Raw genomic sequence first — 12,378 nt, 5'->3', positions numbered from 1 at the left:
GTTGCGGGCGGGTGGGGCATACCCTGGTGCGCATGCTGTACTTTCAGGGCTACAAGATTCTGGTGATCGACAACAACGAGGCGGTGCTGCAATCGCTGCGCGATCGCGGTATTGCCTACCTGTTTGGCGATGCGTCGAGTGCCGTGCTGCTCGAAAAAGCGCAGCTGCATCAGGCCAAGGCGATGGCGATCGCCCTGCCCGACCCCATAGCCACTCGCCTTACCCTCAACCGGGCGCTGAGCCTGGCCCCCGAGTTAGATATTACCGTGCGGGCCCACGACAACGCCGAGATCGATACCCTCTACCAGCTCGGGGCTCAGGAAGTGGTGCAGCCTGAGTTTGAGGCCTCGCTCGAAATGGGGGCGCACCTGCTGCTCAATCTGGGTGACTCGACCTTTGAGGTGCAGCAGGTGGTGAACCGCTACCGCACCCGCCGCTACCGCGACATCTTGCCCGAGCGAGCAGAATACTGGGGCGAGACCGATCTGGAGGTGGCGATCGAGGGCCTCCAACGACACTGGTATGAGCTATCGCCCGACTCGCCCCTGGTGGGGATCACCTTGGCTAAGGCCAATATTCGCCGCTTGACTGGCGCGACGGTAATGGCGATCGAGCGTGAAAAACATCTGCATCGCCACCCGACGGGGGAGATGCAGATGGCAGGGGCGATCGCCTGCTGGTGGTGGGTAGCCCAGAGGCGCACACGGCCTTTAAAACCCTGCTGAAGACCGACACCTAGTGCTCGAAATATGCCTACCATTCAGGATCGCTTGGCTCCCTAGCCCCCCTGCTCCCTCTCGATTGGCAATAGTCGCTACACTTAGGCCGCAGTCTACTAGGCCACGGGATGCTGACGCAAACACTACCGATGCCAACTCTGCTTCAATTCAGGACACCTGGCGCGTCATTGCCGGGTTTCGCACTGCGAGATTAGCTAGATACCCGCCGATAGTTCGCGGTCATGAACAGCTGCCACTGGCCATCATCCCCCTGTAGATAGGAGGTCATGACCCGGTGGTCGTCACTCTTGAACTCGATTATGTCCCGGTACTGGGCTGTACCGCTGCCGGTCATAGCGGGGCCTTCGGATGTCAGGGTGAGCACCCGTTTAGCCTCATCCATCTCGCCGTCGTAAATCCAGAGATGGGACATCATCGACCCAATCCAGGTGCCGACGTACCCTTTTTGGGGGTCGTAGCCGAGGGTCATAACGGAGGTCATGGTGTCGTCGCCGCACATCATGCCCTGGGCTTCAGCGATCACCCAGAAGGCCCCCAGCGATCGCACGCTTTCGGTGCCAGAAAAGGTCTCTTTGGGCTGATCAGGCTCCATGCTGGCTTCGGTGTCATAGGTCCACTCCCCCACCATTTTCTGAAGCCAACTGTGCTCTGGCTGCGGCTGATCGAATGTCATGGGGTCTTGGGGCGTTGTCGTTGTGGTTGTCATGGCACATCTCCTGTGTAGGGGTTGATTAATATCAGGTGTTGGCTCGGCGTTGCGGGCTAGGCGGCTTTGTCGCAGTTGACCATCCAGGGAATGCCAAATTGATCAGTTAACATGCCAAACCGCGTTGCCCAAAAGGTTTCCTGAATGTCCATTTTGACGGTGCCGTTTTCGGCTAAAGCTCTGAAGATTTGCTCGGCTTTTTCGGGGTCTTCAATTTGGATGGTGATCTCAGTGCCCTGGGGCTCTTTGAAGTAGTCTGGGGGAGCATCAGACCCCATAAGGGTTTGATCGCCGACTTGCAAATGGGTATGCATAATTTTGTCGTGCCATTCGGGGGGCACGTCTGCTTCCATGGGAGAGCCCTTGTAGAGCATCTTGTCACATAGTTTGCCGCCAAAAACCTGTTCGTAAAACTTAAAGGCAGCTTCGCAGTCACCATCGAAATTGAGGTAAGGAATCAGTTTCATAGCGCCCTCCTGGGCTAAATGGATGAGTTGTTGCTAACCCGCGTTCCAGGGGTCGTAGGTACCAAAGTTCCACACATGTCCCTCCGGATCGCGACAAGAATAATCGCGCCCTCCGTAGTCTTGATCTTTGAGCTCCATGACGATTTGAGCTCCTGCCGCAACAGCCCGCTCGTAATGTTTATCTACGTCCTCAACCAGAATGTAAGGACTCTGCGTGACGACCCCGTCTGCCTGACTGGGCGGTTGCTGTAGCCGACCAAATTCATCCTCACGGACAGCGCCTAGCATGACCATGCCGTTGCCAAACACGAGTTCAGCATGGGCGATGGTGCCATCATCATTAGAAACCACCAAATGCTTTTCAAACCCAAAGGCTTGGCAAAGCCAGTCAACAGCGGCAGATGCATCCCTGTAGCGTAATGTCGGAATTATGGTTGCGAACTGATGCACGATCTCGTCTCTAGCATTGTCAGCCATAGCCTGCTCCGGTTAGTTTGCAAACGGCAAGACGGTTCTGACTAGTTCATCTGTATTGTATCGCCTTAGGCAGACAATAGGCAAAGACCCGTTTAAGAAAATCAAACATCGTAACAAAGTTAGTTTCGCTGTGTAGATCTCGGAATCGGTGCCTTCAACGAATAGGCATAGAAATGTGCTGATGAGTGATTCGCCACTTGCCGTCGATATTGCAAAGGCAAAATGTCGCCCGCACCCAGTCTTCTAGTTTGCAAACGGCAAGACGGTTCTGACTAGTTCATCTGTATTGTATCGCCTTAGGCAGACAATAGGCAAAGACCCGTTTAAGAAAATCAAACATCGTAACAAAGTTAGTTTCGCTGTGTAGATCTCGGAATCGGTGCCTTCAACGAATAGGCATAGAAATGTGCTGATGAGTGATTCGCCACTTGCCGTCGATATTGCAAAGGCAAAATGTCGCCCGCACCCAGTCTTCTAGTTTGCAAACGGCAAGACGGTTCTGACTAGTTCATCTGTATTGTATCGCCTTAGGCAGACAATAGGCAAAGACCCGTTTAAGAAAATCAAACATCGTAACAAAGTTAGTTTCGCTGTGTAGATCTCGGAATCGGTGCCTTCAACGAATAGGCATAGAAATGTGCTGATGAGTGATTCGCCACTTGCCGTCGATATTGCAAAGGCAAAATGTCGCCCGCACCCAGTCTTCAAAGGTTTTGCCATCTGATTTTGTACCACCACACCGAATCAAACCATAGGCAAAGGCCACATCATCACCCGCTGTGATTTTGAGATCGTGAATTTCAAAAATCCCCGGTCCCTCAGTTGTCGGCTGCCACTCATCCCAGCTTTGGCGGTAGGCGTCCGCGCTCTCATATTGGAGCGGTGGTAGAACGTCAAAGATGGTGACATCTGGAGCATGATTCACCAGGACATCGTCTTGTTTGTTAAATCGGGTAGCATCGGCCCATTGCTTCAGTAATTCTCGAATCGCGGCTTCATGGATCGATTGAGTGTCGTTGTCCGCCATAGATATCTCCTTGGTCGATTACCAATTGATAGTTTCATCGCTGCCGCCAAAGCTAGCAGGCAGATCGTCGAAGTGTGGCAAATCATCGTTGACTGGAAGAACGGCATACCGACAATGGAGATGAAAATCGGGTTTAAAGTCTCCTTTTGGCAGCAGATTGGCCTTAATGCCGCACTGGTCTAAGCCGGGGACTTCAGCCATAACGTGGGTCCCGCAATTGGCACAGCGTTGGCGGGGCAAGGACTTGAGCGTCCAAGTTATGAGTTCGCCCTGCATGACCTTAACAGCATTGGTCGGATAGACGGCAACGCCGATGTAGGCTCCGCCACTGGTGGCCTGACAGTCATCGCAGTGGCAGTAAAACTGAGTTATGGGTTCTCCCCGAAGCTGCACCTTGACAGACCCGCAAAGGCAGCTAATGTCGGTGGTTTTCATGGAATATCTCCCCCAACTTTCAATATCTAGAGCAGTTGTAGAGTCTCCAAACAGCGGTGGGTCACCTCTAACCTGGCGGCTGGATCATCCTCATCGAGAATGTCGATATTAGTAGCGAAAAAGTAAACATTGTCAGCCTGCTCTACGTAGCCTACATACCAGCCAATTTGTTCCTGATCGGGTTCACCAAAGCCAACCCAGCCCGTTTTGGCGCGAATGGTGTAATCAGGGGTTTGTTCCACAATCATGATGTCTTTAACCAGAGCGATGACATCCTCCGAAAAGGGCACATCATCGTTATAAAGGCGACGCAGAAAATCAATTTGCTCTTCGGGGGTGGTGCGTAAATCACCTGTTAACCAGAAGGTATCAATGTCTTCAGCACTGCCGATATCCTGGTTGCCGTAACCAGCCTCTGTTACCCAATGCTGCATGCGATCGTGCCCAACTCGACGAGCCAGCACCTGATAAAACCAAACGGCAGATAGCGGAAAGGCCGTGCGCATATTCAGGTCACGATTCCAGGCGGGAACAATGCGCTCCACCCCATCCCAGGTCAAAAGAGATAAGTCATTGTCGATAACGCCGGTTTCCAGGGAGATCAGCGAGTTGAGAATTTTGAAAGTTGAACCCGGCAAGAATGGTATGGCATTACGCTCCGTGTTGTGCTGGTAGCTGAGGTTTTGGCTCAAGTCGTAGATCACGATTGAGCCTTCCACCCCCAGGTCTTGAAAATGCTGAGCAAAGTCGGCTTGGACAGTTTCTGATGACTGAGCGACTTGCAGAGCAAGAGGTTTCGGTATATGTGTGGCAAGCGCAGGCTGTATGGAAAATGTGATTAGAGTACTGGCAATCACGGTGCTAAACCGATAAGTGGCGTAATTCATGGTAATCATTTCATCTATTTATGTTTCCGGGACTGCGTCGGGTTCCATAAACATGACTTCCCAAATGTGACCATCTAAGTCCTGGAAACCATGAGCATACATGAAGCCGTGATCTTGCGGGTCGTTGTAGGTAGTGCCGCCTGCGGTGAGGGCTTTGACCACAATGTCATCAACAGCAGCACGACTTTCTCTGGACAAGCACACCAGTACTTCGGTGGTTTTGGTGGCGTCGCAGATGGGGTTGGGGGTAAAGGTCTTGAACTTTTCCTCGGTCAACAGCATGACAAAGATGTCGTCGCTGACGATCATGCAGGTGGCTGTTTCGTCAGTAAATTGAGGGTTAAAGGTAAAGCCTAGATGGGTGAAAAACTCTATGGACTTCTGGAGGTTTTTGACGGGTAGGTTGACGAAGATTTTGGTTGCCATGATTTTTCCTCAAAAAATACATATCTACATTTCCAGGAACCCGGTCTCTCAGGTCTCGACGAGTGCGTTGGTAGTTCCGACAGAGACCGGGTTCCTCAACTCCGAGCTAGGCGCTCTGCTGCTTTTCCATCTCAGCCCGAAGACGGTGTTCCTGTTCTCTCAGTTCGGGGGTAAACGCTTCGCCGAAGGCCTCATCAGCAAAGACGGGTCGAATCTCGACTTCGCCGTCCTGAAAGGGGCTGCGCTTAATCCAGGTAATGGCTTCCTCCATCGATGCCACCTGCCAGATCCAGAAGCCCGCGACTAGTTCCTTGGTTTCGGTGAAGGGGCCATCGACGACGGTGCGGTTCTTTCCCGAAAACTGGACTCGTACTCCTTTGGCGCTGGGATGCAGGCCCTCCCCTGCCAGCATGACGCCAGCTTTGACCAGCTCTTCGTTGTACTGGCCCATTGCGGTCAAAATCTCTTTAGTCGGCATACCCCCAGCTTCGGACTCGGGGGTGGCTTTGACAAGAACTATAACTTTCATGGTGAAATCTCCTGTTGAATGAATTTTTGCTCAGCGCCAGAGTGAACAGAGTCTCATCTCTGGCTCTATTACCTAGTCGAATGGAGAACTTCCAAATCGACAGGCGATTCAATTTTTTAGGCCACAAGCATTCAAAAAAAGAGTCAGCCAGGGATTGAGCACCTTTTGCTGTTGTCAGGATGCTGCGCTCCGAAACGGCAAAGCCACCTCCATGCAGTCATCCTCTCCAGACTGACCATGCCAGATTTCGCGAGGTGAGTCGGCAATCTCGTAACCGTGATGGCGAATCCAGTCAAATACTGCGTCGTATCCGGCCAAAATTGCTGGAAATCGGCACTGATCTCCATAGAGCATCACATAGGCAACCTGTCCACTCGATAGCTCTCGTGAAGCAACATTTTCAACCTTTGCAGTTTGGCCTTCTACGGGTATGCATACCTCAATTGGTCCGTCGTCATCGTGATTGATGGGGCCGTGATAAATCCCAAACGGTGAGCCCGTTGCAGAATTTCTCTCGCCGACTAATGAATATAAGGTTTCCAGGCTGCTGCTGATATGCTCGTCAAGCCGCTCAACCGTGACACGATCGGTGAGGCTGAGAATCCGCTGTGGTTGAACTATCTTGACATTGACCTCAAGTGTCATAGCCGTTACCTCTTGCTTTACATAGGATATGAGCCCTGGAACCAACAGCCGACCCTGACTGATACGGTTTTCTTGTGCCTGCCAATAGCTGTGCACTAACGCTTCAGCCTCTATGGGCGTAGATGAAAGCACTTGCCGAATAATTGCTAGCGGCATGTCTATTTGGCGCATCATCCGAATCAACCTTGCTTCGCGCAACTGCTTCGCTTGGTAATAGCGGTAGCTTGATTCGGGATCAACGTAGCTGGGTTTGAGAATGCCTAGCTGATCGTAGAGGCGCAATGCCTTGATTGAAAGGCGAGAGGCACTAGAGAAACTGCCGATTGGAAGCAGGTTTTGCTGTTGATGGTTCATGTAGCAAGCATAAAGTCTGCCTAAAGGGAAGAGTCAACAGCCTATTTAGCAAGAGACAGTAAGTCGGCCTACAAGCTGTCTAAAAATCTACATGACAGATTATTCAGCGGTGAGAAAACGCCATGTACCATCGGACGATTGCTGCTGAGACGGCAACCATCACGCTGCCGCAAAGTAGTCCCTCAGCAAACCCATCTAATGTGCCTTGCAGCAGCATGGCATGGGCAACCGCAGTACCCACGATCGCCACTGCTAGGACACTGTGTAGAATTTGCCAATCTGAATAAACCAACTGTAGTTTATGTCGGGCAAAAGCCAGTATCATCGACAGCAGCAAGCACCAGAACGAGAGAACTCCAAGCCGTGAGTAGGTAGGCGCTGCCAGAATTAAAGCATCTCCAATATCATCGGGACTATAGAGATACAGCCCAACAATGTGTGCAATCACCAACCCAGTGACACTGATGCCCAAGATGCGATGCCAACCTAGGTTCTGCTGTCCAACGAACATGTTGAGCCATTTTGTAGGCAGTAGGACTTGCACCACCAATAAGCTCAAAGACAGCACACCCGCCAGTGTTCCTAAGACCCAGAGCGGTGCTCGTCCAACTTGTAATGGACTCGATGCCGCTAGTAGAGTAGGGAGGAGAACCAGAGTAGAAAGCACTATTTGTCCAAGCCTTCGTTGAAGGGATTTATTCATTAACTGGCTCCAGAACAAAATCAACAGTAAAGCTCGAAACATCTTCACTTTCCATTACTGAGCGTAGGAAAAGTGAGCGGTGGGCTCCATCGTCATAAGCAATGTGGACGTGTGGTTGTCCAAACTGGGATACCACGGGCGACGTCTCCAGCCGATAAAATCCATTTTCATCGGTCAAAACGCTGCCTCGATTACTGGGATCGCCCTCACCACCCCGTACTGTGTTCAGCCAAATCTGAATGGGGGCATTGCTTACAGGTTCACAAGTTCCCGCTTCTCGCACAGTCCCTTGAACAACTAAACCTGATCCAAGATTTTCAACAAGAGGCGCATTGGGAACATAGAAATTATCGCCACCTGGCATTGTTTCGGTCGCAACGCAGCCAGACGCAGCGGAGATTGAGCCGACAGGAGTAGGGGCTGAGAGGGATTGAGAACCGGGTCCGTTACGTTCACTGGTAAACAACACAGCACCGATAATTGTGGCTAAAGAGCCGAGTCCAATGATTGTCATCGCTCGACTTGATTGAGACTTAGAAATTCGATGAGTATCGCTGAGATCACTGTCGGGATGACGACTAGACTGGGTCGCTGTCTGGCAATCGCTAGGCTCAGGACTACGATTCATGAGTGTTATCTCCTTTGTGTTCAGAATTATTTGGTTCCAGATTGGTGAGAAAAGATGATGGAAAGATAACAACACTGGTCAACTCCAATCTTCTGACCCTCCCTGATCCGTTTTTTAGTTGCCTCTAGCATTTTGGGTCGCAGCCAAACCGGGTAGGCGCACTAACCCACTAAACTGCTTACCGGGATACCAGGGCATTTGAGCAAGGTTGCCAAAGCCAGGTAGGCTTTCCATGTGTTGCACCATGCGAGTACGCATCTCTTGATCGGGAAGTGGCTCTCTCATTGCCCCTAAGTTTTCAGCAACGTGAACAGGATTTGTCGTTGCAGGAATGGCGCAAGTAACAGCCGGATGGGAAATCACATACTTGAGGAAAAATTGTGCCCAATTCTCGCAGCCAATCTCACTCGCAAAGTCGGGAAGCGGTTGCCCCTGAACAACCTCAAACAAGCGCGCTTTTTCAAACGGCATATTGACCAGAACGGCAGTTCCCTGATCAGCCGCTGCTGGCAGGATTCGTTCTTCAACACCACGTTCAAAGATCGAATAGCGAACTTGCACGAAATCTAATTCACCATTTTCAATCCATTGAGCGATCGGGGCAGCATATAACGGCAGATCGTGATGAGTGACACCGAGATAACGAATTCTGCCGTCTTGCTTCCATTCCCGCAGAAGAGGGATGAGCATTTCTACATTCACTAAGCTATGAACTTGCATAGCCTCGATGCGATCACGGGACAATCGCTGCATTGACTGCTCAAGCTGACGCAGCGCATGGCTATCATCTCCCAGATAGTCACCTGTTGCCCAGATTTTGTTAGCAATGAACAAATCGTCCGTGATATTGAGGGCGGCTGCCAATTCACCGACATTGATTTCTGACATCCCGTATAGCGGTGAAACATCAATCATCCGCCCGCCGCCTTGCCAAAATTGACTCATCACCTCCTGAAGATGATTACGAGGTTGGTCAGATAAAACATCAAATGTCAGGAAGGTTCCCATTCCGATCACAGGTACAACTTCATTGGTGCGAGGAATGGATTTCGTGATTACTGGCGATGCTTGAGTAGAGTTAAACTGTCCCGTCGAGTTTTGAACAGTTTGATTGCGTTCTACTTGACTTTGAGCCGAGCGATCGCTACCCAACGCCAGGGATGTAAACGCCGTAGTCGCAGCACCCAAACCCATAGCTTTGATCACAGCGCGGCGTGAAAATGATTGCGAATTTGATGAGTGAGTGTGGTTTTTTTGCATGAGAACGACTCTACCTATAGATCAGAAAACCAATAGCTGACGCCAACGAACTACAGAATTTGCAGCTTGGCTTCTGGGTGAATAACACTATGTTTCAATCGTAGTCACTAAACCGGTAGTTGCTATTTCAGGTTAGATATGGCGTAATAACTCATAGTTATTACTAGCAATACTCATGGAGTTTCGCCAATTACAGTATTTCATCGCGGTAGCAGAAGAGCTGCATTTTGGTCGGGCTGCTGAGTCACTGCACTTAAGCCAACCTGCCCTGAGTAAACAGATTCAGGCATTGGAGAGCAGCCTGGAGATTCAACTGTTTGAACGAACCAAGCATTGGGTCAAGCTCACTCCAGCCGGACAAAATTTTTTAGAGACAGCCCGCCGTGTTCTGCACGATATCGAGGAAGGTATTCAGATTACTCGACAAATTGCTGACGGACATGCTGGCACGGTTAGGATTGGATTCACTGAGGCAACCCTATTCTGCCTTGCACCCAATATTCTAAAAATCTGTCGAGAAGAATATCCCCAGGTTAATCTTTTGCTAAGTAGCGGTGGAACAGAAACTCACGCTGAGGCTCTACGCACTCATCAAATCGATGTCGGGTTTGTCTATCTTCCGATTCGAGAACCGATGCTTGTCATCGAGCCACTGTTTGAAGAACACTACATTGCTGCCTTACCCGCATCACATCCGCTGGCCAAAAAACAATCCATTCCAATTCACGCTCTAGCCAACGAACCCCTTGTTTTTTATCCGCGATCGCTTGCGCCAGTACTGTATGCCAACTTTATTAAAAACTGTGAACAGGCTGGGTTTGTGCCCAAAATCGTACAAGAAGCCGAACTGGCTTAAACCAGATTGGGCTTGACTGCAGCAGGAGTTGGTATTACTTTCATTTTATCAGATGTGCAAACATTAAGTGCAAAAGGCGTTGTTTACCGGCCCTTAGAGGATGGTTTTCTAACTTTAAATTTAGCTTTAGCATGGAGGCGCATAGAATCATCCTCCGTTGTGCATGAAATCATCAGAATGATTCAAAGAATTGCACCGGCACTATGAGCTAAACGGAAAAACTGAGAAGGAGTTAGCCAATAATCAAGGCTCTTTTGGTACTATGGTGACAAGTTTTCCTAATCAGAAAAGCAGGCAAGCAAGCGCTTGCGGAAATTTCCAAAGTTTATAAACCCATAAGCTTGACGCTTAATCAACTTAATTCGATTATTAATTCCTTCCATCGGCCCACTTGTGGTTCGAGTGCGAAAATAGTTGCAAATGCCCTCTAAATGCTTGCGAATTGTCGCCGTCGCCTCACTATAAACTTTCTGGGCTCGAGTTAACCATTCCTCAAGATGCAGACTGCCACTCTCAACCGTTAAGGGACTCTCGTAGATGGCACGAAGTTCTTCTTTCGACTCGTAGGCTTTCCTCAAGCGTTTAGACCGTTGTAAAAGCTGCTCTAGTGTCTCTCTTTCAGACGGCATCAAATCAACACCATTTCTCAATAGGAGAAATTTACTACCTCGGTCAAAAACACCCACTTGTCTGCGAATCTTATTTAACTCCTTACTGGCTGCTTGCATGACATGAAACCTGTCAATCACCAGGGTGGCGTTAGGAAACACGTTCTCGACAACTTTGGGGAAGCCACCCCACATGTCAACGCTCACTTCCACAATCTGCTCACGCACCGCTATCGGTTGCTGCTCAAGGGCTGCAATGATGGCCAACTGCTGATGACTGTCAATTACTTCTAAGCGTCGCCCAGCCTCAAGATCCCCGACAACGGTGGCGAAGTTCCGATGTCCTTTACGATGACTGACTTCATCGATTCCGATGCGTTTTGCTCCAGCCCAACTCTCTTTTTTTTTATTTATACTGATGGTTAAAAATGCCTTCTACCCGGTCATAGGTGAGGCCTTCTATCCGGCTGACCTGCTCAATCGTAGTCAGTTGTACTTGTTGATAAATATACTCTTCGTATCGACGGGTATACTGTCGCCCTTTGTCTACATAGGGTAGTAATTCTGTGAAATATCGTTGACAAGAACGACAATAAAACTGCCGTCGCGGAATTTTTAAGTAAGTAGCTTGGCCAAAAATAGATAAATCACGTATTAATACGGGCCGACTCTGGTGCAATTCTCCACTCGCTTGTCCACAGTCAGGACAAGCGGCAGTATCGTTGAGTAATCGCAATGTCAGGAATACATCTCCGGTTTCCTGAATGCACTGCTCGACTGTTGCATGAGGAAAATTGGGCAACGTATCGATGTGGAAGTCCATAATGTCAGCACCCTCGACATGTAATCCATTATACGATTGACACCCTAGATCCGGAAGAGCCAAAGTCATAATAATCCACAAGCTCGATTATTTGATCAAGATCGTTCTTTAAACCTACGGACAGTTCTCTTTTATGGGCTTCGTTAGCAATAAATTTATTGAATGCCAACTGATCTTTCGCTGTTAAATTAAAACCTGAATTATTGGTGTATCCATCCATGTTGTCAGGTTCAACCCCATCACACCCTTTTTTCCTTGCCAAATCTAAACGAGATTTCATGATTTTGTGAACATTAGTTGAGCGAATATCCAACCAGCGCTCATCCTCCCAGCCATTAAGAGTGCTCCCTAATTCTTCAGGTAGAAATTGGTCTTTATCCTCTCGAAAGTCCTCATACGAACCAGCAGAGAAATAGCAGACTACTTTTTTACCAGATGCTTGCAGTTCTTGAATTGTTACCAAGGGGGTATTGAAGAGGTCAACATCATATATTTCAACTGCATATGAAGTATTGATAGTTCCTGCTAGTTGCCATTGCCATGTTACGAATACTACAGGGCGATACCAGTCACCCTCTGTAACTGATGGAACATCTGGATTCAAAATTGTGTTATTTTCATTGTTTGACTCATCTTTACAACCAGCGATTGCAATCATCATTAAAGCAAAAACCACTGTAAAAATAACTTTCATATTACCTCCCCTTCGGCACCTAGCGACCCAAGCTCAGCGGCGGCAGATAACCTCTGCATCACCACCGAGATCTCTCAACCGTCCGGCTGCACCAGGGTTGTTATGCGGCGCTT

General features: G+C 49.4%; 18 protein-coding genes and 1 pseudogene. 2 read left to right on the top strand and 17 right to left on the bottom strand.

Annotated elements, in window-relative coordinates:
- A pseudogene (locus IQ254_RS13880) lies at positions 1-739 on the top strand (NAD-binding protein); the annotation flags it as partial.
- 191 nt (positions 740-930) lie between these two features.
- Here the strand turns inward: IQ254_RS13880 and IQ254_RS13875 are convergent.
- The 14 genes from IQ254_RS13875 to IQ254_RS13810 all read right to left on the bottom strand — a co-directional run bounded on the left by IQ254_RS13875 (position 931) and on the right by IQ254_RS13810 (position 9,284).
- Entirely contained in the window at positions 931-1,446 is a 516-nt protein-coding gene (locus IQ254_RS13875) for a DUF1579 domain-containing protein (RefSeq protein ID WP_193966747.1), read from the bottom strand.
- Positions 1,447-1,502: 56 nt separating this feature from the next.
- Complete coding sequence (locus IQ254_RS13870) at positions 1,503-1,913, bottom strand: VOC family protein (protein ID WP_193966746.1); 411 nt, start codon at positions 1,911-1,913, stop codon at positions 1,503-1,505.
- A gap of 33 nt (positions 1,914-1,946) precedes the next feature.
- On the bottom strand, positions 1,947-2,390 hold the full coding sequence (locus tag IQ254_RS13865; protein ID WP_193966745.1) for a VOC family protein: 444 nt from the start codon (positions 2,388-2,390) through the stop codon (positions 1,947-1,949).
- Positions 2,391-2,544: 154 nt separating this feature from the next.
- The gene (locus IQ254_RS33660) at positions 2,545-2,625 is read right to left on the bottom strand and encodes a nuclear transport factor 2 family protein (RefSeq protein ID WP_193966750.1); all 81 of its coding nucleotides are present in this window, start codon (positions 2,623-2,625) and stop codon (positions 2,545-2,547) included.
- 150 nt (positions 2,626-2,775) lie between these two features.
- Positions 2,776-2,856, bottom strand: a complete 81-nt coding sequence (locus tag IQ254_RS33655; protein WP_193966750.1) for a nuclear transport factor 2 family protein — start codon at positions 2,854-2,856, stop codon at positions 2,776-2,778.
- Between the two features lie 150 nt (positions 2,857-3,006).
- Positions 3,007-3,417 (bottom strand): nuclear transport factor 2 family protein, encoded by a 411-nt coding sequence (locus IQ254_RS13850; protein ID WP_193966744.1) that lies wholly within the window; start codon positions 3,415-3,417, stop codon positions 3,007-3,009.
- A gap of 18 nt (positions 3,418-3,435) precedes the next feature.
- On the bottom strand, positions 3,436-3,852 hold the full coding sequence (locus tag IQ254_RS13845; RefSeq protein ID WP_193966743.1) for a GFA family protein: 417 nt from the start codon (positions 3,850-3,852) through the stop codon (positions 3,436-3,438).
- Between the two features lie 26 nt (positions 3,853-3,878).
- Positions 3,879-4,739 carry a class D beta-lactamase gene (gene blaOXA, locus IQ254_RS13840; RefSeq protein ID WP_193966742.1) on the bottom strand — a complete coding sequence of 287 codons (861 nt, stop codon included), beginning with the start codon at positions 4,737-4,739 and terminating at the stop codon, positions 3,879-3,881.
- A gap of 18 nt (positions 4,740-4,757) precedes the next feature.
- Entirely contained in the window at positions 4,758-5,165 is a 408-nt protein-coding gene (locus tag IQ254_RS13835) for a VOC family protein (protein ID WP_193966741.1), read from the bottom strand.
- A gap of 106 nt (positions 5,166-5,271) precedes the next feature.
- The gene (locus tag IQ254_RS13830; RefSeq protein ID WP_193966740.1) at positions 5,272-5,694 is read right to left on the bottom strand and encodes a YciI family protein; all 423 of its coding nucleotides are present in this window, start codon (positions 5,692-5,694) and stop codon (positions 5,272-5,274) included.
- Between the two features lie 174 nt (positions 5,695-5,868).
- Positions 5,869-6,693 carry a MerR family transcriptional regulator gene (locus tag IQ254_RS13825; protein ID WP_193966739.1) on the bottom strand — a complete coding sequence of 275 codons (825 nt, stop codon included), beginning with the start codon at positions 6,691-6,693 and terminating at the stop codon, positions 5,869-5,871.
- Between the two features lie 103 nt (positions 6,694-6,796).
- Entirely contained in the window at positions 6,797-7,396 is a 600-nt protein-coding gene (locus IQ254_RS13820) for a ferric reductase-like transmembrane domain-containing protein (protein WP_193966738.1), read from the bottom strand.
- Positions 7,389-7,910, bottom strand: a complete 522-nt coding sequence (locus IQ254_RS13815) for a twin-arginine translocation pathway signal (RefSeq protein ID WP_193966737.1) — start codon at positions 7,908-7,910, stop codon at positions 7,389-7,391. Before IQ254_RS13815 ends, IQ254_RS13820 begins: the two co-directional genes overlap by 8 nt.
- A 228-nt stretch (positions 7,911-8,138) precedes the next feature.
- On the bottom strand, positions 8,139-9,284 hold the full coding sequence (locus IQ254_RS13810) for an aldo/keto reductase (protein WP_193966736.1): 1,146 nt from the start codon (positions 9,282-9,284) through the stop codon (positions 8,139-8,141).
- Positions 9,285-9,459: 175 nt separating this feature from the next.
- Between IQ254_RS13810 and IQ254_RS13805 the strand changes: the two genes are divergently transcribed.
- Positions 9,460-10,140 carry a LysR family transcriptional regulator gene (locus IQ254_RS13805; protein WP_193966735.1) on the top strand — a complete coding sequence of 227 codons (681 nt, stop codon included), beginning with the start codon at positions 9,460-9,462 and terminating at the stop codon, positions 10,138-10,140.
- 278 nt (positions 10,141-10,418) lie between these two features.
- Here IQ254_RS13805 and IQ254_RS31520 read toward each other — a convergent pair whose 3' ends face one another.
- The 3 genes from IQ254_RS31520 to IQ254_RS13795 are packed head-to-tail and all read right to left on the bottom strand — an operon-like array spanning position 10,419 to position 12,265.
- Positions 10,419-11,117: an ISL3 family transposase gene (locus tag IQ254_RS31520; RefSeq protein ID WP_369011305.1), complete on the bottom strand. Its 699-nt coding sequence runs from the start codon at positions 11,115-11,117 to the stop codon at positions 10,419-10,421.
- Between the two features lie 37 nt (positions 11,118-11,154).
- Positions 11,155-11,571, bottom strand: a complete 417-nt coding sequence (locus tag IQ254_RS31515) for a transposase family protein (protein ID WP_228040667.1) — start codon at positions 11,569-11,571, stop codon at positions 11,155-11,157.
- Positions 11,572-11,599: 28 nt separating this feature from the next.
- Positions 11,600-12,265: an endo alpha-1,4 polygalactosaminidase gene (locus tag IQ254_RS13795; RefSeq protein WP_228040665.1), complete on the bottom strand. Its 666-nt coding sequence runs from the start codon at positions 12,263-12,265 to the stop codon at positions 11,600-11,602.
- Positions 12,266-12,378: the final 113 nt, after the last annotated feature.

This window comes from Nodosilinea sp. LEGE 07088, assembly GCF_015207395.1.
Taxonomy (GTDB): Bacteria; Cyanobacteriota; Cyanobacteriia; order Phormidesmidales; family Phormidesmidaceae; genus Nodosilinea.
This window is presented reverse-complemented; position numbering and strand designations above follow the sequence as displayed.

Bases quoted from the DNA above. Each gene is read 5' to 3' on its own strand.
- IQ254_RS13875 (WP_193966747.1), bottom strand. From the start codon at position 1,446: ATGACAACCACAACGACAACGCCCCAAGACCCCATGACATTCGATCAG.
- IQ254_RS13870 (WP_193966746.1), bottom strand. From the start codon at position 1,913: ATGAAACTGATTCCTTACCTCAATTTCGATGGTGACTGCGAAGCTGCC.
- IQ254_RS13865 (WP_193966745.1), bottom strand. From the start codon at position 2,390: ATGGCTGACAATGCTAGAGACGAGATCGTGCATCAGTTCGCAACCATA.
- IQ254_RS13850 (WP_193966744.1), bottom strand. From the start codon at position 3,417: ATGGCGGACAACGACACTCAATCGATCCATGAAGCCGCGATTCGAGAA.
- IQ254_RS13845 (WP_193966743.1), bottom strand. From the start codon at position 3,852: ATGAAAACCACCGACATTAGCTGCCTTTGCGGGTCTGTCAAGGTGCAG.
- blaOXA (WP_193966742.1), bottom strand. From the start codon at position 4,739: ATGAATTACGCCACTTATCGGTTTAGCACCGTGATTGCCAGTACTCTA.
- IQ254_RS13835 (WP_193966741.1), bottom strand. From the start codon at position 5,165: ATGGCAACCAAAATCTTCGTCAACCTACCCGTCAAAAACCTCCAGAAG.
- IQ254_RS13830 (WP_193966740.1), bottom strand. From the start codon at position 5,694: ATGAAAGTTATAGTTCTTGTCAAAGCCACCCCCGAGTCCGAAGCTGGG.
- IQ254_RS13825 (WP_193966739.1), bottom strand. From the start codon at position 6,693: ATGAACCATCAACAGCAAAACCTGCTTCCAATCGGCAGTTTCTCTAGT.
- IQ254_RS13820 (WP_193966738.1), bottom strand. From the start codon at position 7,396: ATGAATAAATCCCTTCAACGAAGGCTTGGACAAATAGTGCTTTCTACT.
- IQ254_RS13815 (WP_193966737.1), bottom strand. From the start codon at position 7,910: ATGACAATCATTGGACTCGGCTCTTTAGCCACAATTATCGGTGCTGTG.
- IQ254_RS13810 (WP_193966736.1), bottom strand. From the start codon at position 9,284: ATGCAAAAAAACCACACTCACTCATCAAATTCGCAATCATTTTCACGC.
- IQ254_RS13805 (WP_193966735.1), top strand. From the start codon at position 9,460: ATGGAGTTTCGCCAATTACAGTATTTCATCGCGGTAGCAGAAGAGCTG.
- IQ254_RS31515 (WP_228040667.1), bottom strand. From the start codon at position 11,571: ATGGACTTCCACATCGATACGTTGCCCAATTTTCCTCATGCAACAGTC.
- IQ254_RS13795 (WP_228040665.1), bottom strand. From the start codon at position 12,265: ATGAAAGTTATTTTTACAGTGGTTTTTGCTTTAATGATGATTGCAATC.